This is a genomic window from Cupriavidus sp. Met-2, assembly GCF_049843575.1.
Taxonomy (GTDB): domain Bacteria; phylum Pseudomonadota; class Gammaproteobacteria; order Burkholderiales; family Burkholderiaceae; genus Cupriavidus; species Cupriavidus metallidurans.
Genome location: NZ_JBBHZL010000011.1, coordinates 114,419 through 133,727, shown reverse-complemented (window position 1 = coordinate 133,727; position 19,309 = coordinate 114,419). Strand labels below are relative to the sequence as shown.

The window sequence follows — 19,309 nt, the reverse complement described above, 5'->3', positions numbered from 1 at the left end:
ACGTTTACAAATTGTGACATCCCCAATACAATCCGCCTGTAAACAATAATGATTCGCACTTAATACCTCGATTTGTCGTGTATTAGACACCTTTTCGGGGGCAAGCCGCCTCTTGTTTTTCCTCTTCCCTCCCATCGTCATGTCAGCCCACGCCACATCGCGTGTACGCTTGGTCGCGTACGCGTGTGCCCTTTGCTGCTCCGGATTTGCAGCCTCCCAGTCCGCATCTGCCCAGAGCACGGATAACCCGCCGTCCGCGAAACCCACGGAGGCGACGTTGCCGACGGCCGTGGTCACGGCCGATTCGCCGATGCAGACCAAGGAACTGCCGTCATACAAGTTCGTGGCGCCATTGCTGGACACGCCGCGCTCGGTGACGGTCATCCCCGAGGAGGTCATCAAGCAGACCAACGCGACTACGTTCGCCGAAGCACTGAAGACGGTGCCCGGCGTCACGTTCCTGGGTGGCGATGCCGCGGCGAATCCGTCCGCGGATCGCCCCGTGATCCGTGGCTTCGAATCGCGCAACTCGATCTTCGTCGATGGCATGCGCGACTCTGGCGTGCAAAACCGTGAGACGTTTGCCGTCGAGCAGATCAGCGTGGTCAAGGGGCCGGACTCGGTGTACGCGGGCCGTGGCGCGGTGGGCGGTAGCATCGACATCGTGACCAAGATGCCCCGTCTCGACGATTTCACGAATGCCAGCCTTGGCCTGGGCACCGAAGCCTACAAGCGCGCGACCGTGGATATGAACCGCAAGATCAATGACGAGACCGCGGTACGTCTGAACGTGATGGGATACGACGCCAACCAGCCCGGCCGCAACAACGTCTACAGCAAGCGCTGGGGCGTGTCGCCGTCGGTGGCGTTCGGCCTGAACTCGCCCACCACGGTGTACGTGAGCTACTACCACCTGAACAGCTACGACATGCCGGACTTCAGCGTGCCGTTCCGATCGACCGGTGGCACGCCTGGCGCGAACAGCGGCATCGAGCGCTCGCAGTTCTATGGCCTGAGCAACCGGGACTACCGCCGGGGCCAGACCGATACGGGCGAGATCCGCGTCGAACATCGCCTCGACGAGAACTGGAAGCTGCGCAATACCACCATGTTCGGCCGCTCGACACTGGACTATGTGGCCACCAATCCGCAGTTCCTCAGCACCAATCCGAACATCCTGCAATTGCAGGCCAAGAGCGGCAAGTACGCGACCAATAGCGTGGCGAACCAGACCGAGGTCTCGGGCAAGGCCACGCTGTTCGGCATGGAACACAGCCTGTCCGCCGGGATGGAATTCAGCTGGGAACGCAGCACGTACGAGGGCTACCTCGTGAGCGACAGCGCCGGCAACAATATTCGCTCGGGCGGGCCGTGCACGGTCGCCTACAACTGCACGCCCATTGGCGGATGGAATTCCAACGCACCGTGGACCGGCAGCATCGTGCTGAATGGCGACAAGGGATTCCCGGGCGCGCCGACCTACACGCATACCAACGTGGCATCGGCCTATCTCTTCGACAGCATCAAGCTCAGCGAGCGCTGGCTGTTCAATGCCGGCACGCGATTCGACCGCTTCGATGTCTCCTCCACGCAGGCGGGCGCGCCAGACCTGAACAATATCTCGAACCTGTTCAGCTACCAGCTTGGCCTGGTGTTCAAGCCGGTGCAGACGGTCAGCCTGTACGCTTCGTATGGCACGTCGGCCAATCCGCCGGGCGCGAATAGCGGTCTGGGTGGCGGCACCGACCAGATCACCGCGACCAACCAGAACCTGTCGCCGGAACGCAGCCGCAATATCGAAGTGGGTGCCAAGTGGGATGTGCTGGACCGCCGCCTCTCGCTGACTTCCGCGTTGTTCCAGACCGACAAGACCAATGCGCGCGTCAGCGATGGCCTGGGTGGCACGGTCAACGCTGGCAGCCAGCGCGTGCGCGGTGCCGAACTCGGCTTTGCCGGGAACCTGACCAACCAGTGGCGCGTGTTCGGCGGCTATTCGTACCTGGACGCGATCACGACCGACGCCGGCCCGGCGAACCCAACCGCCTCGGGCCTGCCGATGGTGATGGTGCCCAAGCACAACTTCGTGCTGTGGACCTACTACGACGTGCTGCCCAAGCTGTCGATCGGCGGTGGCGCCACGTTCTCGAGCCTGACCTACGCGTCCGTCACGGCGACCACGCGCAAGTGGACGCCGGGGTACGCCCGCTTCGATGCCGTTGCGACGTATCGCCTCGACAAGACCATGGACCTGCAGTTGAACTTGCAGAACATCTTCGACAAGAAGTACTACTCGTCGGCCTACCCGATCTACGCCACGTGGGCACCGGGGCGCTCGGCAGTGCTGACCCTCAACGTCCACATGTAAGCTGCCCTTCACGGCTTGCTTCGCCAATCGTCTCCGCCTGACCCGCAATGGTTTCAGGCGGAGGCCCTGGCCGCGAGGTGCGCGGCATAGAACGCGCAGGCCAGGAAGAACGCCGCGCACAGGCCATAGCCGAGGGGAAAGCTGGTCAGGTTCCACACGTTGACGCGCCAGTTCACGAAGCTTAGCCGGCCCTGCGACAAGCGAACGGCCGTCATGATGTACATCGCCGGCACGATGCATAGCGGCAGCGCCTGATAGCGGTGCTGCCGGAACAGCAGCCAGGACGCCCAGCCGATCAGGATCGGCGTCCAGAGAAACAACAGGCAATCGGCCGGATCGACCGGCACCGGGGCGCGGATCATCAGGACCGATACCCCGACGAGCGATACCAGCGACCAGCCTGCCAGGAACAGGATCAGCAGATTGGTGTGCCACTTGCGGGGGTGCATGGGGGTGACTTCGTCGTCTGGAAACCTGCCCGCATGATGAAAGGTCGCCGTGAAGGCGTCTACTGTGACTAGTCACAGTGCCCAGGTTCTTATGTCCCCGTCCCCGTACCTGTACCTGTACCTGTACCTGTAGCTGTAGCTGTAGCTGTAGCTGTAGCTGTAGCTGTAGCTGTAGCTGTAGCTGTGGCTGTGGTTTCCGGCCTCCAGTCCCCGCCCAGCGCCAGCAGCAGCGCCACGCGCTGGTCGAGGTGATCGGCTTCCACGTTCACGAGATCCATCTCGGCCGCCACGAGCGTCTGCCGCTGCTGCTGCAGACTCCGTGTGTCCGACGCGCCGATCGTCACGCGTGTTTCCTCTCGCTGCACCAGCACCCGACGCTCGTTCACGCGCTCGCGGAGTTGCCTGGTGCGTTCGGCGTAGCCAGACTCTGCCCGTAACCCGGTTTCGACCTCTCCCAGCGCCCGCAGCGCACTGTTGCCATAGGCGATCAGTGCCGCCTTCTGTTCTGCCGTGTAGTAGTCCACACGGGCCTTCAGCTCGCCACCCATGAAGATCGGAGCAAAGAAGGCACCGTTCAGACCTTTGACCGGGCTACCGGCCTGATTGAGCAGGAACACGTCGCTGCGGATGCCGGTAACGGCCGCGCTGATCGAGATGCGCGGCAGACGAGCCGCTTCCGCCGACTGCCGCATGTCGAACGCCGCCGCAACGCGATGCGCGGCGGCAGTCAGGTCGGGGCGACGCTCGACCACATTCGCCGGCAGGCTCGCGTTCGGCGCGGGCGGCATGGCAGGCAGGGTCGGCGCCGTCGCGATGTCTCCGGCCGGGTAGCGGCCCAGCAGCAGTTCCAGCGCCTGCGCGGCCTGGCTCCTGGCCAGTGCGGTCTTCTCGATGCCGTCGCGCTGTGCGTGCAGGGTGTTCCTGGCTTCCAGCAGGTCGGTCTCCGGCGCAATGCCGATGGTCACCCGTTGGCCGACGATTCGCACCAGCTCCTCCTGAATGGTGGCGGATTGCCGCAACCGGTCTTCGAGCACGGTGTATCGGATCAGCGAGAACCATGCCTTGGCAGTGGTCGCCGCAATCACGCGCTGCGCCCAGAGATAGTCGTCCTGTGTGGCGGCGTACTGCGATTCGGCCGAGCGGGACTCCGCGCGAATGCGCCCCCAGAGGTCCACCTCCCAGCTTGCGCCGATGGAGAGGATCTGCGTTTCCGAGTTGCCCGCCCTGCCCTTCACGCCAGCGCTTGGCAGCAGCCCGCTCCGTGCGATGGCAACGAGCGCCTGCGCCTGCTGCACACGCGCCTCCGCAAGTCGCAGATCGCCGTTGTGCGCGATGGCTTCCCGCACGAGCCGTTGCAGTTCGGCATCGTCGAACGCGGCAAGCCAGCCATCGGCGACAGCGTCGCCCGAGGTCGGGTTCGCCCACCCGGCCCGCCCTTCGAGCGAGGGAACGGTTTGTTGGCGAAGGTCCTCGCCCTTTGGCGGGGTCTGCAGGGCGCACCCGGCAAGCATGGCAACCGGCAGCGCCAGCAGCAGGGACTTCTTGATCTGAGATGACGACATAAGCTTGTCTCCCGTGGCCTAGTGCAGCTTGAACACGAGGTAGTTCAGCTTGGAACTGACGCGCAGGAAGACCATGCGGATGATATGGAACATCTCCATGCGCTCCGTGTAGATCGCGCCAGCACCCACCGCGCCGACGGGTAGCGTCAGTCCGCTCGATTCGTCGCGGAGCGCAAGCTTGACCGCGAACCGGTTCGGCACCACATCCGTGGCCCCGGTGTTCGGAATCATGCCGCCCTGTGCGAACTGGCCTTGCGACTGGGCCCAGACGATCGAATCGACGCGGGCCTTGATGATTTCGCCCGGGGCCGTTGGCAGGTAGATTTCAGCGAGATCGCCCGTTTTGACGTTGTAGAGCTCGTTCTGATGATAGAAGGCCAGGACCTCCTGCTGATCCTCCACGAAGCTGAATGCCGGGGAGAACGGGAACGGCACGAGCATAGTGCCGACGCGCACCTGCAAGTTCACGACGCGGCCGTCCGACGGCGCCCGATAGACCGTCTGCTCCAGTTCCCAGCGGGCGTTCTCGAGCATGACTTCGGTCTCGGCGCGCTTGGCGCGCGCGGTGGCGATCGCGACAAACTCTCCCTGGCTTTTGGCCGATAGCTTCTGCCGGGCCTCTTCCTCCGCGGCCTGGGCACTGAGCAGATCGCCTTCCAGTTCATGCTCGCGAGCGCTGGCTTCCTCACGGTCGAACTTCGACCCGGCACAGGCGGAAAGCAGCGCATCGTGCTCGCTGACCCGCCTGCGGGCCAGCGACAGCCTGGCCTGAACGGCACTCACCCGCCCCGCAGCGCCACGCACCGATTCACTTAGCTGACGTGCCGCCGCTTCGGCTTCGGCGAGCGCCGCATCGTCGGCCATCAGCCTGCCTTCGAGCTGCCTGACCGACGCCTGATATGGCGTTGGATCGATACGCAGCAGCACCTCGCCCTTCTTGTAGCTTCGGTTGCCTTCGGCCGGCAGTTCGACAATGCGGCCCCTGACTTGCGGCACCACCTGCAGGACCTTGCCGACCACCCGCACGTCATGCGAGGACGGCGCCACCACGTTCAGCGTCAGGACCAGCACCGTCATCGCCACCACCGGGATGGTGACCACGATCACCATGGTCGGGGTGTTCCACGGCAGCCACTTGAACTTGAAGAAGACCAGCCAGACGGCCAGCGCGTAGACACCGAGTATCAGCGCATCCATTCAGATCGGCTCCTTTCCGGCGCGAATCTCGCCGGGCGCTTCAGTGTCTTCCGGCGCCTGGTCGGTGCCGTAGGCCGCCCGGTAGAACACGGGCTTGGTATGGGCCCACAGCCAGGCCAGCGGCCACAGCAGGCCCCCGAAAAACAGAGAAAGCAGGCATAGCGAATGGATCGCCTCCTTCTGCGGATGCCGCTTGCGATGCGCAATCTTCTCGGGCCAGATATGCAGCATCCAGAAGAGGTAGATCCCCGCCATCGGCACGAAGATCAGTACCACCCAGGAAATAGCATTCGCCACGGTCTCCAGGGTCTTGCCACGGAGCGCGGACGCAAAAGCAGGTTCGGTCGATGCAAGCAGGAGAATGCCTGCCAACAGATAGGGGCGCAGTTTCATCGAATCGTCTTGTTGTCTGAAGCTCGAAAGCTCGGGCGCGATGCGCCGACCGGTCAGTTGCCGGAGGCGTTGTCACGCGGCGCGTCCCGGCTGGCATCTTCGTGCGCGTGCCGGGGCGGCTGGTTGGCGGGGAGGTAGGGGGCCTCACCTTCATCGCCCTCTGATGTGTCGTTTGCGTAGAGCAGGTTGTACTTGCTGCCGGCGGGCGCATCGGAGGCATGGCAGCCAGCGGGTTTCGCGGCCACTCCGGCGCCCTGGCATACGTGCGACCAGTCAGGCAATGCTGGCGATGCCATGTCGCTCGCGAGTTGCGCATAAGCATGGCCAGCGCCCGCGATCAGCAGCGCAATACCAAAGACCCGGACGGCCGGACGGCAGTGATTGATCATGTCTGGAGGTTCGTTCGGAAGAAGCGCACACCTTAGGGGCGACGTGCCGATCTCGGCTATCAAAGAACTTAGAAAGTGCGTGGGCGCGACATTGACTGGACACCGGTGCCGCGCTGTTTTTCTAATTTCTTTGATAGTCGTGGCGTGGTGGTACGGCCTACCCTGTGCGCCGTCGTAACTCGCTCGGGTGTAGCCCAGGCTCCCCCGATATGCAGCGCCCAATGAATGCTTTCTGCTCGATCGCCACGCGCCTGATGGCCGTGGCAGCCATCGGCGCCCTGTCCGCGTGCGCAGTGCCAACCGCCGAAACCCTGAGCCCGTTCCAGGAGCCCTGGCCCTGGACCAAGGTCGTGCTCGTCAATCGCACCAATCACGACGTGCTGGCCGTGCACGCCGGCCAGTGTGAGACCGGACCCGCACCCCGCCAATCGCAATCGATGCCAGCCTATTGCTTCCTCGGCAAGAAGCCGGAAGCGCCCATTGCCATTACGTGGAGCGACAGCGTCACTGGCGCGCCGCACACCACCGCCGTGGCGCTGCCGCCCTTGTGGCGCGAGAAACCTGGCCCCGATGACCTCACGACGGGCTATCTGTGCGTGCTGTTGCGCGAGGATGAGCGCCCAAGCATGACCATCGTTGCCACGCCGGAAGCGTGCGCGGTGCTCTAGCACGAACCACGTGCCTTCCCGATGCATCGACGCGGCGTATCGCCGTATCGATGCATCGCCCTGCCTGACACACATGTAGTCACGGTAGCGTCATCTTCGGTCCTTAGGCTTGCGGGGCTTTCAAAGCACCCCAGACATTCCTCATGCCAAGGACCCCATGCAACGTATGCGTTTGATCCGGGCGCTGCTGGTCGCCAGCCTGGTGGCCATCGGCACTGTCGCTTGCGGCGGCAACGATGACAGCCCGCCAGCCAGCTCGCCTCAGCAGCCTGTCTCGCCCCCTCAGCAGCCCTCCACGCCCGACGGCACTGCCAGCCCCACCGAGCCGGCCAAGCCGGACATGCGCTGCGCGCCCTGAATGCGCGCACGGCTCAACCCTCACTCGATGACATCATGAATTCGCGCCGCAAGTTCTTGCAGGCCAGCGCCGGTGCCGCCTTTTCCGCCGCCGCCCTCGCTGCATTTCCGCCGAGCATCCGCCGTGCGCTGGCGATTCCCGCCAGCAACGTCACAGGAACGATCAACGACGTTCAGCACGTGGTGATCCTGATGCAGGAAAACCGCTCGTTCGACCATTACTTCGGCACGCTCAATGGTGTGCGTGGCTTCGGTGACCGGATCACGATTCCGATGCCCAATGGCCGCAAGGTCTGGCAGCAGGAGCGCGCTAACGGCACCGTCATCACGCCCTACCACCTTGATGGCACGGCCAACAACGCCCAACGCACGTCCGGCACGCCGCACGCATGGGCGGACAGCCAGCAGGCCTGGGACAACGGTCGCATGTCCCGCTGGCCGGTTGCCAAAACCGACACGTCGATGGGCTACTTCAAGGAGCAGGAGATCCCGTACCAGTTCGCGCTGGCCAATGCCTTCACGATCTGCGACGCGTATCACTGCTCGATGCACACCGGCACCGACGCGAACCGCTCGTTCCATATCTCGGGGACCAACGGCGCGACGCCGCAGAACGTGGCTTTCGTCAACAATGAGTGGGATGCGATCAATGGCGTGCCGGCCGACGCAAACCTCGGCTATACGTGGAAGACCTATGCCGAGCGGCTGGAAGAAGCCGGCGTGAGCTGGATCAGCTACCAGAACATGCCCGACGAATGGGGCGACAACATGCTTGGCGCGTTCCAGACGTTCCGGCGCGCGAACCTGGCATCGGGCTTCCCGGTCTCCAGCGGCGGCTCGCCGGGCAAGCCCTACACCAATACCGGCCAGGCCGTGCCGTATCACGCGTACGACGCCGCCACCGACAATGCCGCCAATCCGCTGTACAAGGGCGTGGCGAACACGCTGCCCGGCGACAAGCCGGACCAGTACCTGGACGCTTTCAGGAAGGCGGTTCTCGACAACAAGCTGCCGCAGGTGTCGTGGATCAACGCACCGTCGATCTACTGCGAGCATCCGTCGCCGTCCAGCCCGGTGCAAGGCGCGTGGTTCCTGCAGGAGGTACTGGACGCCCTGACCGCGAATCCGGATGTCTGGAGCAAGACCGTACTGCTGATCAACTTCGATGAGAACGACGGCTACTTCGACCATGTGCCCTCCCCGTCGGCACCGTCGAAGAACCCGGATGGCACCTATGCGGGCAAGACCACGCTGGCGGATGCGGACCTGACCGCCGAGTACTTCACGCAAGGCGCGCCGGCCGGCAGCACGGGCCAGCCCGCGCCGGATGGCCGCGTCTTCGGCCCCGGTCCGCGGGTGCCGCTTTATGTGATCTCGCCGTGGAGCCGCGGCGGGTGGGTCAATTCGCAGGTGTTCGATCATACGTCGGTGCTGCGCTTCCTTGAGGCCCGATTCGGCGTGCGCGAGCCGAACATCAGCCCGTTCCGCCGCGCGGTCTGCGGCGACCTGACCAGCGCGTTCAACTTCAAGACGCCCAACAACGAGCCCATGCCGACGCTGGGCGGCCGCACCACGCGAGAACTTGCCGACAAGCTGCGCGCGGACCAGCAGAAGTTGCAGCAGGTGCCGGTGCCACGCGACATGCAGTTGCCGCTGCAGGCCGCCGGTGCGCGTCCGTCGCGGGCCTTGCCGTACGAACTGCATACCAGCGCGCGTTGCCGTGCTTCCGGTCAGGTGGAACTGGTATTCGCGAACTCGGGCACGCAGGCTGCCGTCTTCCACGTGTACGACGGCTTCAAGCTTGATCGCATCCCGCGCCGCTATACCATCGAGGCGGGCAAGACCTTGTCGGACACCTGGGACGCCGCACGTGACAACTTCGGCAAGTACGACCTATGGGTGCTGGGCCCGAACGGCTTCCATCGGCATTTCAAGGGCGACCTGAACCGCCTGACCGGCACGCAGGCCGCGCCGGAAGTCCGCGTGTGCTACGACGTAGCCAATGGCAATGTCTACGTGGACCTGATGAACAAGGGCGGCCAGCCGTGCGTGTTCACCGTGACGCCAGTGGCCTACCGCCAGGACGGTCCGTGGACCGCGAATGTGGCCGCCGGCGCCAGCACCACCCAGCACTGGGAGCTGCAGGCCAGCGGGCAGTGGTATGACTTCGCCGTGACGTGCAGCAGTGATGCGTCGTTCTATCGCCGCTTCTCTGGCCGTGTGGAGACTGGCAAGCACGCCATCAGCGATCCGGCCATGAGCGAGGCGTAACGCGTCGACAAGCGGTGGTCCGTAAGCCGCCGCTTGCCAACGCACGCCGCCGCGCCAGTTACTGCACCGAGTACCCGCGGCCCGTCATGCAGGCGCGCCACGCTTGCCAGTACGACGTCACGGCCCAGCCATTGTTCGCCTGAATCTGCGCACTGGTGGCTACGGCCTGACGGCGCTGCTGGCGATGCGCCACGCCACCGGCGATTGTCCCTGCCGCCGCACCCGCCGCGGCGCCCTTCCCCGCGTCACCGGCGATCGCACCCACGACCGCACCCGCAGCAGCGCCACCGGCCGCGCCGCGCACGCGCTCGCCACCGGGCACGATGACCGGCACCGGCGAGCTTGCGATCTGGAGCGGATCAATGCCTGTCTGCTGTCTTGCCCAGCTATAGCACGCGCCATCGTCGTTGCTCTGCTGATAGGACGATTGCCCTCTCGCCGGATAGGCGATAGGTTTCTGCGGGATCATCTGCGCGCGCGCCAGGCCGGGTAGCGCGCCTGATATCAGAACGATTGCCGTACACGCGGCCAGCGCGAAGTCTGGACGATTGCTCATGAACTCTCCTGATCAGGTGCCGGGTTCGGGCCTTCGGGGGGGCGTCGAGGGAGTCTTGACGCTGCGCGCCTCAAATCCGAAAGTCGCGCCATCCTGCGGCAATCCACCACGCCCGTTCCAGGCTGAAAGAAAAAATGCCCGCCGGGGGGCGGGCAAACTGCGAGGTCTTGCTTGGGGAAGTACCCAAAACGGGTGGCAGCAAGAGGAGGCCGTCACCCGTCCCCTTAATAGTGGCGTCGCGGCGACGGGGTCACAATCATAGAAATTAGAAAGTGATCAGCCGATGGGGGCAGCCGATGTGTTCAACCGATGTGGTCAACCCATGGGCAAGCGCTGGTGCCTTTGCCGGATCAGTCTGAGTTGCGTGGCGAGGTACTCGGACTGGAGCGCGATTTCTTCGTTCCAGCCAGGCGCATCGGCAACGTAGCCGCGCAGGTCTTCGCACAGTTCGGCCAGTCGCGAACGACCGAGCACCGCCAGCCCTCCCGAGATCCGATGCAGCAGACGCGTTAGCGCTGCCAGGTCCTGCGTCGCGAGGATTTCGTCAAGGTCATCGAGATCAGCCTGGGTCTGCGCGAGGAACGCCTCGACATGGGGCCCGGGAATCCGGGGCAGTTCCGGGAGCCCCTCGTCATTGGGCGCGTCGTTGCCCTGGCCATCGCGGGGCCATTCGGCGCGTGCAAGAACCGAGGCGAGCATGGCAAGCGAGACAGGCTTGGTCAGATAGCCCGTGAAGCCCTTGGCTTGCCCGGCGGCAACGTCCTCTGGCCGCGCGCTTGCGCTGACGGCATAGACCGGAATGTCGATGCTGGCCTGCCGTAGCTCGCGCAATAGATCGAAGCCGCTCATGCCGGGCATGTCGATATCGGTCAGCACGGCATCCACCCGATGCTCCGCGAGCGCCGCCATGGCTTCGGTGCCGTCGCCGGTGGCAACTACCCTGGCGCCGAGCGCGAGAAGCTGGTCCCGCAGCAGATCGCGGTTCAGCAGATTGTCCTCGGCAATCAGCAACAGACGGCCAGCCAGTGGCGACAGCAATTGACCCGTACCCCCGTCATCGTCAGACGTGACCGGGTGGAGGCCAGTGATGACCGCGCACGCAGCCGCATGGATACCGACAAGACTGTAGGCGGACACCTCGCGCCCGCCATCGGGTCGCACCGTGGCCACCACCGGGCCCAACTGCTTCAGCCAGACGATCGAAGCCGGCCTTGGCCACCAGGCCAGCACCCGATCCGGATCGAAGCCGTCGGCGACCAGCAGACAGTCATAGCTCTCCGCGTCGACCGGGCGGTCCAGATCCATCCTGGCCGATGGCTGGCAGGTGCCCCAGTCGATCTGGTTGAGCATTCCCTCCAGGCATTCGGGTTCGCGCGACAGCACCAGCGTGCGGCTCGGCGGCAGGCCCGGTCGTGCCATTGGCGCTGCGTCGGCGATGCGTGGCGGCACGCAAACCGTCACACGCGTGCCCACGCCCAGAATGCTGTCGAGCGAGATACGCCCGCCCATCCGTTCCGCAAGCCGCGAGCAGATGGACAGTCCGAGCCCGGTTCCACGGGCCTGGGCGAGCCGATTGTCAGCCACCTGTGAGAACGGCTGGAACAGGCGGTCCTTGTACTCGTCCGGAATGCCGATGCCGGTATCCGCGACGATAATTTCCAATGCCCCATCTGCCCAGCGCGCGCGCAGAACTACCTTGCCGGCCTGCGTGAACTTGAACGCATTGCCAAGCAGGTTGTTGACGATCTGGGTCAGCCGCACGGGATCAAGGTCGAGCCGTGCGGGGATGTCCCGGCCGTACACCGTGATGAAGCGCAAGCCGCGCCCTGCGGCCAGCGGCGCATGGGCGACGGCGATACGCGAGAGCAGATCGGTCACGACTATCGGTTGCGGCTCGATGCTTAGTTCGCCCACGTCGATTCGGGAAAAATCGAGCACGTCGTTGACGATCTGCAGCAACCCTTCGGCCGATACCTGCATGGCGCCGACCCGTGTCCGTTGATCCGGCGGCAGTGGGCCTCTGGCAACGAGTTCCATGTTGCCCAGCAGCGAGGCAAGCGGTGTCCGTATCTCGTGGCTCATCGATGCGAAGAATGCCACCCGGGCGCTGGCGGCAGCGTCGCTGGCAAGGCGGGCTTGGTGCAGCAGCCGCTGGGCACGCGCTGCTTCGGCATAGGTGCCGGTCAGGAAGCGATAGTTCCAGTAGCGGTACATCGCAAACAGCAAGGCGAGCAGCGCGCCGGCGATCGCGCCAATCACCATCAGTTCGTCGGCCATGCCCTGAAGCTGATGCCCGATCGGGAGCGCGAAGATCAGGTGGCCGACGTCGGATACGAGCGGCGGCCGGCGCAGCGCCCAGCCGTAGCCGGGGACCCAGTGGAACATGCCGTCCGCCTTCGACTCCAGCCGGGCGTCGAGCCGTTGCGCGTTGGTCCGCGCGGTGGCCGGCACCAGTGGCGCACCGACGCCGTCGAACACGATCGGTTCCGGGATCGGAAGGTTGGGCCCGGCATCGCGCAGCAGCACGTGCAGCGGGATGCGGGTGAGCGCGATCGCGTAAAGCTGGCTACCCTTCGCCACCAGCGATGCGCCAACCATCTCCGGATCGGCGCCCGGCGTACTACCGGGTACCCCGAACCATTCGACACGCTTTTCCCGGGCCGCCTGCAGGACGTCGATATCGCGATCATGAAAGCTGGTGAGGACCGTTTGCGTGATGGCCCCCGGAGACATCGGTGGCAACACCGTCTGCGATGCCGCGCCCGATGCATCTGGGGCTTCATAGCGATACGTGGCGCCGCTGCCGATCGAGATCATCTCGATCGAGGGCCGCTGGCTGGCGGCGAGCAATGCGCGGACCGACTGGTCGCAGCTTTGCTGCAGCACGTCGTCGGATGGCACGGACGCATCCACCTTCGCGCAGAGACCGGTTCGCCCTCCCGTTGCAACGGGAAGCGTGCCGTTGGCACGCAGTTCCAGAATCAGGTTGCTCGCGGCCAGCGTGCTCCGGCGCTCCAGCACCGCATCAACCACGCCCTGCTCGTACAGGCGAGTCATCTGCTCCTGGGCACGCAGCGAGCCATTGAATCGCACGAGCACGGCCGTCGAGGCGATGGCAACGACCAGCAGCCCCAGAAGCAGCACCACCATCGAGAATACGCGGCGTTCCCGCTGGAGATTGCGTTCGACGGCGCGGAGGTCTGGCGGCGCAGGCCGGGTCGGGTCCGCGTCCGGATTCAGGTTCGGGTTCGGCTCGACGGTGTCCGGTGTCATGTCAGGCCGTTGTCGCGCGCGTACGTGACGAGGTCGGCGTTACTGGTGATGTTCAGCTTGCGCATGGCCGAACGCTTCTGCGTTGCCACCGTGGCCAGCGTGCGATGGAGGTATCCGGCAATTTCGGTCAGTGGGCTGCCAGCGGCGAACATCCGCACCACTTCGATTTCCTTGGGCGAGAGCGGGCTGATACCGCCGCCGGCCATTGCGCCGGCACTTGCCATCCTCGCCGAGATACCTGGCGACAGGCGCAGGCCATTTCCGGCAACCGCATCCATGCAAACCTGCCTCAGGATGGCCGGCTCCTCGTCCTTGCCCACGATGCCCGCGACGCCTGATTCCTGTATGCGCGTGAGCAGGCCGCCGTTGGTCAGCATGGTGAAGACGACGATCGGCGTGTCGGGGCCGGACTGGCGCAGCCGCTGGATCAGGCGAAGGCCATCATCGTTGCCTTCGGAACGGCCCATTGTGAAATCCGTAACAATGAGATCGGGCCGATGTGCTTCCACAGCCGCGAAAAGCTCTCCGCCGGACGCGCACATCGCGGCAATCTGGACGGTCGGAATCTCGGTAAGGGTGGATTTGACGGCTAGCTGAATCGCCGGGTGATCATCCGCGATCACGACGGAGATGGTGTCTGGTGGCATGTACGTTGGGTTTTTCCGCACCCCGGACAAGATCCGGGAGGGTTTCTGCGTCTACAACATGCGGGAGCGCGGTCCGGTTCGGCACCTCGCCCACATGGGGCTCCCGATTTTACCAAGTGGCGGGTGCGCCCATTTGATGGATGGGGGCAGTCGCTTGACCATTCGTCCCACACCTGGCGCTGGCGCGTTTTGCACGATTCTGTCGCGCATTGTCAGGCAGTGGACCCGCCAGGGCAGGACAATCGCGTTCAAACCGCCGGCTCGATGGCACCGGCAATGTGCCGCTAATGGGCAACCAATGGGCCGCGCGGTGGGCGATTCACAGGAGACATCAAGATGGCAAAGGCTGTTCGTTTCTACGAGACCGGTGGTCCCGAAGTCCTGAAGTTCGAGAACGTCGAAGTCGGAGACCCGGGTCCCGGTCAGGCGCGGGTGCGGCACACCTATATCGCCGTGAACTTCATCGACATCTACTTCCGCACCGGCCACTACCCGCTGGAGCTGCCGAACGGACTGGGCTCCGACGCTGTGGGCGTAGTCGAGGCGGTGGGTCCCGGCGTGACCGATATTCGCGTTGGTGACCGCGTCGGATACCTGCTCGGGCCGCAGGGCGCTTACTCGGACGTGCGCGTGATGCCTGCCGACGTGCTGATTCCGCTGCCGGATGGCATTGCCGACCGCACGGCCGCCACGCTGATGATGAAAGGCATGACCGCGCAGTACCTGTTCCGCCAGGTCTATCCCCTCAAGGGTGGCGAGACGATCCTCTATCACGCCGCAGCCGGCGGCGTGGGTCTGATTGCCTGCCAGTGGGCGCGCGCGCTTGGCGTGACGATGATCGGCACCGTCAGCTCCGACGAAAAGGCCGAGATCGCCAAGGCCAATGGCTGCACACATACCATCGTCACCTCGCGGGAGAACATCGCCGAGCGCGTCAAGGCGCTCACCGATGGCAAGGGTGTGCCGGTGGTGTTCGATTCCATCGGCAAATCCACGCTCGAGGCGTCGCTCGACAGCTTGCAGGTGCGCGGCACGCTGGTGAGCAATGGCACGACCTCGGGCCCGGTCGAGATCGACAGCCGGGTGATCGCCCGCAAGGGTTCGCTCTGGGTCACGCGCCCGGCCATGATCCACTACGCCACGCCGCGCTCCCACATGCTGGCGATGGCGGCGGAGGTGTTCGACATGGTCATGGCGGGCAAGATCCACAACGAGCCCCGCCAGACGTTCGCTCTGGCAGAGGCCGCGCTGGCCCACCAGGCGCTGGAATCGCGCCAGACCAGCGGCGCCACGGTGCTGGTGCCGTAGCCGTACGGGGTGGCGTCCGGCGTTTGCCACGCCACCCAACACGGCCTTCAGGTGTGCTCAAATTGAGGCTCGGGCGGCAGGATGCCCGAGCCTTCCTGTCTGGTCAGGATGCAAACAATGACAGCCCCCTCCATCCAGCAATTCAGACTCGTCCGCAGCGCCAGCCTGAACGGCTACATCGAACTGGTGAAGTCGCTCGGGTACGATCCGCGCGCGTTCCTGCGGGGCGTGGGGCTGTCGGCCCGGCTGCTCGAGAATCCCGAGACATTGATCCCCAGCCCCGCCGTGCGCGAACTGCTCGAAGTCACCGCGCAGGTCACCGGCGTGGAAGACTTTGCATTGCGCCTGGCGGCGCGGCGCACGTTCTCCAACCTCGGGCCAATCAGCCTGGTGCTCAAGGAAGCCGCCACGCCGCGTGAGGCGCTGGACACGCTCTGCCGCTATCTGAAGTTGCTTAGCGCCGCGCTGATCACGCGCGTGGAGGACGTTGGCGACGCGGTGATCATCCGCGAGGATCTGCTGCCCACCCCTGGGCTGTCGTCTCGCCAGGCGCTGGAACTGGCGATGGGCGTGACCTTCCGCATGTTGCGCGAGCTGATTGGCCCCCGGTGGCGCCCGCAGCAAGTCTGCTTCATGCACCGCCCGCCGGCCGATTTGTCCCCATACCGTGCGTTCTTCGGGCGCAACCCGATGTTCAACCAGCCGTTCAATGGCATGGTCTGCGCGGCGGCCGACCTGAGCATGTCACGGATGCCCGATGACCCCGGCGTGGCACGCTTCGCGCGCGATTACCTGGAGGCGGCGCTGCGGCACCGCGAGATCGGCATCCGAGACTCCTGCCGCGAACTGGTCCAGGCGCTGCTTCCCGGCGGGCGCTGTACCGCCGATCAGGTGGCACGTCATCTGGGTGTCGATCGCCGCACCTTGCACCGCTACCTGAGCGCCGAAGGCCTGACGTTTTCGACCCTGCTCCACGAGGTGCGGTCCGAACTGGTCATGCGCCACCTGCTGGAAAGCGATATGCCGATGGGGGAAGTGGCGGGCCTGCTAGGATTCTCGGCACAGAGCAGCTTCAGCCACTGGTTCCAGACCGTATTCGGGTGCAGTGCCACCGACTGGCGCAGGGTCCAATCGGCGCAGCCCGGGAAATCCGCGAGATCCGGGCAGTCCGCTGCCGCAACCGGCCGACGGGCGCCTTCGCGCGTCTGATGCGCGCCTGACGTAGCCCAGCGCGCGGAAGGGCCGCCCTGCCCCTTCGCGCCGTCCGTCTTACTCCGGCACGAAGTGAATCGAATGCAGCAGCTTGCCCTGCCGTTCATACGATTCGCGCACGTCGCTGGCAAGCTCCTCCATCGACGCCTGCGAGCCGGGTTCCATGCCGAGCTCCTCGATCTTCTTGCGCAGCGTGGGCGATTGCAGCGCCTTGAGCGTGGCGTCGCGGAGCTTTGTCGTCACGGCCGCCGGCACGCCCGGCGCGGACCAGAGGCCCATCCAGCCGACTTCCTGCAGGTCGGGATAGCCCAGTTCGGCGAACGTGGGCACCTCGGGCAACGTGCTGATCCGGTGTGGGTAGGCGATCGCGAAGGCCCGCAGCTTGCCGGCCCGGATGAACGGCAGAGACGTGGCCGGGGCATCGAACATCAGTGGCACGTGGCCGCCCATTACGTCCTGCAGCGCTGGCGGCGATCCCTTGTAGCTCACGGTACCCGTCTGCAGCCCGGCCAGGCGATTGAACTGCACGCCGATGGTCTGGCCGCGCAGGCCGATACCGAAGTTCGCGTAGTCGACCTTGCCCGGGTTGGCCTTGATGTACGTGACCAGTTCGCCGAGATTTTTCGCGGGCAGGCTCGGGTTGCCGACCAGGATCAGGCCCTGCCGCGACAACTGCGCTATCGGCACGATGTCCTTGAACGGGTCGTAGGACACCTTGATGGCCTGCGGAACCTCGGCAGCAATACCTTTCTGGATCAGCAGGAACGTGTAGCCGTCGCGTGGCGAAGACAGCATGCCCTGGACGGCGATGGTGCCGGCCGCGCCCGACTTGTAGTCGACGATGACAGGCTGGCCGAGCGGCTTCTGCAGCTCCTGCGCGAACAGGCGCGCCAGGATGTCTGCCGTGCCTCCGGGCGGCGCGCCTACCAGGATGCGCACGGGCTTGGTAGGCCATTCGCCCGCCTGGGCCGCGTGGGCCGTCTGGGCAGACAGCATCGGCGCCAGCACCATCGCGAGGCTCGCGATGACTAGCCGGCGGCGGATTGCAGGTGGCGTGGTGGTGGCGTGAGTCGTGCCTGCACGATTCGGTGCAGGCAGGTGGGGGCCTGGGTTGCGCATGTCTCGCTCCGGATGGATGAAAGCGTCGGGTGGAGTTGTTGGCGGGATCGCATTCTTCGATGCCACGGGGCAGCCCGTGCCAGCCTTGGGACGGATTCTGTGGCGTCACTCCCCCGGGTGCTTGGCAATGCGCGACAGAGTCATGCCGATCGCGCCACTGGCACGTCGGGGCGACCGTGCCGGAACCGGTCGCCATGCCAGGCCTGGGTATGTCCCGCGCATGTCCCACAAAAGCAAATGCCTGTCCCAGATAAGCAAGCGGCGGCCGGGAATGCTCCAGATACTCAAAGGGCAGGCTTGCAAAGCCACCGCGGCAATCATCCCCACCAAAACGAACACTCTGGAGACACACCATGAACTTCCTCGACGGTCACCTCTTCCCCGAGAACCAGCCGCCCCTGATCATCACCGCCGCGCCCTACGCGCCGGGCTGGCTGCCCGAGGACTTCCCCGAGGAGATCCCGGTCAGCATGGAAGCGCAGATTCAGAAGGCGGTGGATTGCTACAACGCGGGCGCCACGGTGCTGCATCTGCACGTGCGCGAACTGGACGGCAAGGGCAGCAAGCGCCTGTCCAAGTTCAACGAGCTGATTGCCGGCGTGCGCAAGGCGGTGCCGGAAATGATCATCCAGGTCGGCGGATCGATCTCGTTTGCGCCTGAGGACGAAGGTCAGGCCGCAAAATGGCTCTCAGACGACACGCGCCACATGCTGGCCGATCTCGAACCCACGCCGGATCAGGTTACGGTGACGGTGAACACGTCGCAGATGAACGTCACCGACCAGGCCGAAGACGCCGATTTCAAGGGCACGTCGCGCGAACGGGCCGCCATCTTCAACGCCTACAAGGAGATGACGGTGCCCGCGCAGCCGGGCTGGGTCGAAGAACACGTGCGCCGCCTGACCGCCAAGGGCATCCAGAGCGCCTTCCAGTGCTACAACCTCAACAGCTTCGAGTCCGTGGAGCGATTGATGCGCCGGGGCTTCTACAAGGGGCCGCTGGTCATGAACTGGGTGGCTATCGCCGGTGGCATGGACACGCCGAGCGTCTACAGCCTGGCCAATTTCATCCGTGCCGTGCCGGATGGCGCGGTGGTGACGGTGGAGAGCAACGTGCGCAACGTGCTGCCGGTCAACATGATGGGCATTTCCATGGGCCTGCACGTGCGCTGCGGCACCGAGGACTGCCTGTGGAACCAGTCGCGCACCGAGAAAATGAGCACCGTAAAGCAGATCGAGCAACTCGTGCGGATCTCGCGCGAATTTGGCCGCGAGATCGCCACGGCCAAGCAGGCGCGCCAGATCAGCCGCATTGGCGAGTTCTACGATACCGTCGAGGAATCGCTGCAGGCCAACGGTTTTGCCCCCAACCGCAACGGCGGAAACCAGGGCTTCCTGCGCAAAACGGCCTGAGCGGCCTGAGCCGGTCACTGTTTCCCGCATCGACCGAGTGAAGCCCCGGCACAGGGGCTGGAGCCGGATCAGGGCAATCCCGTCTTGTCCGGTTCCCCGAATCATCAGATAACACTTGCCGCTTCTCCGCC

Annotated in this window: 16 protein-coding genes; 7 read left to right on the top strand and 9 right to left on the bottom strand. The window is 65.0% G+C overall.

Annotated features, from left to right (window positions below):
* Nucleotides 1–139 precede the first annotated feature (139 nt).
* Nucleotides 140–2,365 carry a TonB-dependent receptor gene (locus WD006_RS22065; RefSeq protein ID WP_029308967.1) on the top strand — a complete coding sequence of 742 codons (2,226 nt, stop codon included), beginning with the start codon at nt 140–142 and terminating at the stop codon, nt 2,363–2,365.
* A 53-nt stretch (nt 2,366–2,418) separates the two neighbouring features.
* On the opposite strand, the gene WD006_RS22060 is transcribed toward WD006_RS22065, so the two are convergent.
* The 5 genes from WD006_RS22060 to WD006_RS22040 all read right to left on the bottom strand — a co-directional run bounded on the left by WD006_RS22060 (nt 2,419) and on the right by WD006_RS22040 (nt 6,355).
* The gene (locus WD006_RS22060) at nt 2,419–2,814 is read right to left on the bottom strand and encodes a hypothetical protein (RefSeq protein WP_011519055.1); all 396 of its coding nucleotides are present in this window, start codon (nt 2,812–2,814) and stop codon (nt 2,419–2,421) included.
* A gap of 89 nt (nt 2,815–2,903) precedes the next feature.
* The gene (locus tag WD006_RS22055) at nt 2,904–4,376 is read right to left on the bottom strand and encodes an efflux transporter outer membrane subunit (protein ID WP_060784162.1); all 1,473 of its coding nucleotides are present in this window, start codon (nt 4,374–4,376) and stop codon (nt 2,904–2,906) included.
* Nucleotides 4,377–4,394: 18 nt separating this feature from the next.
* The gene (locus WD006_RS22050; protein ID WP_375198986.1) at nt 4,395–5,573 is read right to left on the bottom strand and encodes an HlyD family secretion protein; all 1,179 of its coding nucleotides are present in this window, start codon (nt 5,571–5,573) and stop codon (nt 4,395–4,397) included.
* Nucleotides 5,574–5,966: a DUF3302 domain-containing protein gene (locus WD006_RS22045; RefSeq protein ID WP_011519058.1), complete on the bottom strand. Its 393-nt coding sequence runs from the start codon at nt 5,964–5,966 to the stop codon at nt 5,574–5,576.
* A gap of 53 nt (nt 5,967–6,019) precedes the next feature.
* Nucleotides 6,020–6,355, bottom strand: a complete 336-nt coding sequence (locus WD006_RS22040) for a hypothetical protein (protein WP_011519059.1) — start codon at nt 6,353–6,355, stop codon at nt 6,020–6,022.
* Nucleotides 6,356–6,576: 221 nt separating this feature from the next.
* On the opposite strand from WD006_RS22040, the gene WD006_RS22035 reads away from it, so the two are divergent.
* The 3 genes from WD006_RS22035 to WD006_RS22025 all read left to right on the top strand — a co-directional run bounded on the left by WD006_RS22035 (nt 6,577) and on the right by WD006_RS22025 (nt 9,651).
* Entirely contained in the window at nt 6,577–7,023 is a 447-nt protein-coding gene (locus WD006_RS22035) for a hypothetical protein (protein WP_029308963.1), read from the top strand.
* Between the two features lie 157 nt (nt 7,024–7,180).
* The gene (locus WD006_RS22030) at nt 7,181–7,381 is read left to right on the top strand and encodes a hypothetical protein (RefSeq protein ID WP_029308962.1); all 201 of its coding nucleotides are present in this window, start codon (nt 7,181–7,183) and stop codon (nt 7,379–7,381) included.
* Between the two features lie 35 nt (nt 7,382–7,416).
* Nucleotides 7,417–9,651, top strand: a complete 2,235-nt coding sequence (locus WD006_RS22025; protein WP_029308961.1) for a phosphocholine-specific phospholipase C — start codon at nt 7,417–7,419, stop codon at nt 9,649–9,651.
* A 58-nt stretch (nt 9,652–9,709) separates the two neighbouring features.
* Here WD006_RS22025 and WD006_RS22020 read toward each other — a convergent pair whose 3' ends face one another.
* From WD006_RS22020 to WD006_RS22010, 3 genes are all read right to left on the bottom strand, one after another.
* On the bottom strand, nt 9,710–10,207 hold the full coding sequence (locus WD006_RS22020) for a YMGG-like glycine zipper-containing protein (RefSeq protein ID WP_011519063.1): 498 nt from the start codon (nt 10,205–10,207) through the stop codon (nt 9,710–9,712).
* 315 nt (nt 10,208–10,522) lie between these two features.
* Nucleotides 10,523–13,480: an ATP-binding protein gene (locus WD006_RS22015; RefSeq protein ID WP_029308960.1), complete on the bottom strand. Its 2,958-nt coding sequence runs from the start codon at nt 13,478–13,480 to the stop codon at nt 10,523–10,525.
* Nucleotides 13,477–14,127, bottom strand: coding sequence for a response regulator transcription factor (locus tag WD006_RS22010; RefSeq protein ID WP_029308959.1), 651 nt, complete (start codon nt 14,125–14,127; stop codon nt 13,477–13,479). The genes WD006_RS22015 and WD006_RS22010 overlap by 4 nt, the downstream gene beginning before the upstream one ends.
* 336 nt (nt 14,128–14,463) lie before the next feature.
* Here WD006_RS22010 and WD006_RS22005 point away from each other — a divergent pair, with 336 nt between their 5' ends.
* Both WD006_RS22005 and WD006_RS22000 read left to right on the top strand, forming a co-directional pair.
* Entirely contained in the window at nt 14,464–15,435 is a 972-nt protein-coding gene (locus WD006_RS22005; RefSeq protein WP_017515032.1) for a quinone oxidoreductase family protein, read from the top strand.
* Nucleotides 15,436–15,552: 117 nt separating this feature from the next.
* Nucleotides 15,553–16,644, top strand: a complete 1,092-nt coding sequence (locus WD006_RS22000) for an AraC family transcriptional regulator (RefSeq protein WP_029308958.1) — start codon at nt 15,553–15,555, stop codon at nt 16,642–16,644.
* Between the two features lie 60 nt (nt 16,645–16,704).
* Here WD006_RS22000 and WD006_RS21995 read toward each other — a convergent pair whose 3' ends face one another.
* Complete coding sequence (locus tag WD006_RS21995) at nt 16,705–17,658, bottom strand: tripartite tricarboxylate transporter substrate binding protein (RefSeq protein ID WP_051723303.1); 954 nt, start codon at nt 17,656–17,658, stop codon at nt 16,705–16,707.
* A gap of 461 nt (nt 17,659–18,119) precedes the next feature.
* On the opposite strand from WD006_RS21995, the gene WD006_RS21990 reads away from it, so the two are divergent.
* Nucleotides 18,120–19,178: a 3-keto-5-aminohexanoate cleavage protein gene (locus WD006_RS21990; RefSeq protein WP_008646114.1), complete on the top strand. Its 1,059-nt coding sequence runs from the start codon at nt 18,120–18,122 to the stop codon at nt 19,176–19,178.
* Nucleotides 19,179–19,309: the final 131 nt, after the last annotated feature.

Excerpts from the sequence above, each read along its gene's own strand:
- WD006_RS22065 (WP_029308967.1), top strand. The coding sequence starts at position 140 with ATGTCAGCCCACGCCACATCGCGTGTACGCTTGGTCGCGTACGCGTGT.
- WD006_RS22060 (WP_011519055.1), bottom strand. The coding sequence starts at position 2,814 with ATGCACCCCCGCAAGTGGCACACCAATCTGCTGATCCTGTTCCTGGCA.
- WD006_RS22055 (WP_060784162.1), bottom strand. The coding sequence starts at position 4,376 with ATGTCGTCATCTCAGATCAAGAAGTCCCTGCTGCTGGCGCTGCCGGTT.
- WD006_RS22050 (WP_375198986.1), bottom strand. The coding sequence starts at position 5,573 with ATGGATGCGCTGATACTCGGTGTCTACGCGCTGGCCGTCTGGCTGGTC.
- WD006_RS22045 (WP_011519058.1), bottom strand. The coding sequence starts at position 5,966 with ATGAAACTGCGCCCCTATCTGTTGGCAGGCATTCTCCTGCTTGCATCG.
- WD006_RS22040 (WP_011519059.1), bottom strand. The coding sequence starts at position 6,355 with ATGATCAATCACTGCCGTCCGGCCGTCCGGGTCTTTGGTATTGCGCTG.
- WD006_RS22035 (WP_029308963.1), top strand. The coding sequence starts at position 6,577 with ATGAATGCTTTCTGCTCGATCGCCACGCGCCTGATGGCCGTGGCAGCC.
- WD006_RS22030 (WP_029308962.1), top strand. The coding sequence starts at position 7,181 with ATGCAACGTATGCGTTTGATCCGGGCGCTGCTGGTCGCCAGCCTGGTG.
- WD006_RS22025 (WP_029308961.1), top strand. The coding sequence starts at position 7,417 with ATGAATTCGCGCCGCAAGTTCTTGCAGGCCAGCGCCGGTGCCGCCTTT.
- WD006_RS22020 (WP_011519063.1), bottom strand. The coding sequence starts at position 10,207 with ATGAGCAATCGTCCAGACTTCGCGCTGGCCGCGTGTACGGCAATCGTT.
- WD006_RS22015 (WP_029308960.1), bottom strand. The coding sequence starts at position 13,480 with ATGACACCGGACACCGTCGAGCCGAACCCGAACCTGAATCCGGACGCG.
- WD006_RS22010 (WP_029308959.1), bottom strand. The coding sequence starts at position 14,127 with ATGCCACCAGACACCATCTCCGTCGTGATCGCGGATGATCACCCGGCG.
- WD006_RS22005 (WP_017515032.1), top strand. The coding sequence starts at position 14,464 with ATGGCAAAGGCTGTTCGTTTCTACGAGACCGGTGGTCCCGAAGTCCTG.
- WD006_RS22000 (WP_029308958.1), top strand. The coding sequence starts at position 15,553 with ATGACAGCCCCCTCCATCCAGCAATTCAGACTCGTCCGCAGCGCCAGC.
- WD006_RS21995 (WP_051723303.1), bottom strand. The coding sequence starts at position 17,658 with ATGGTGCTGGCGCCGATGCTGTCTGCCCAGACGGCCCACGCGGCCCAG.
- WD006_RS21990 (WP_008646114.1), top strand. The coding sequence starts at position 18,120 with ATGAACTTCCTCGACGGTCACCTCTTCCCCGAGAACCAGCCGCCCCTG.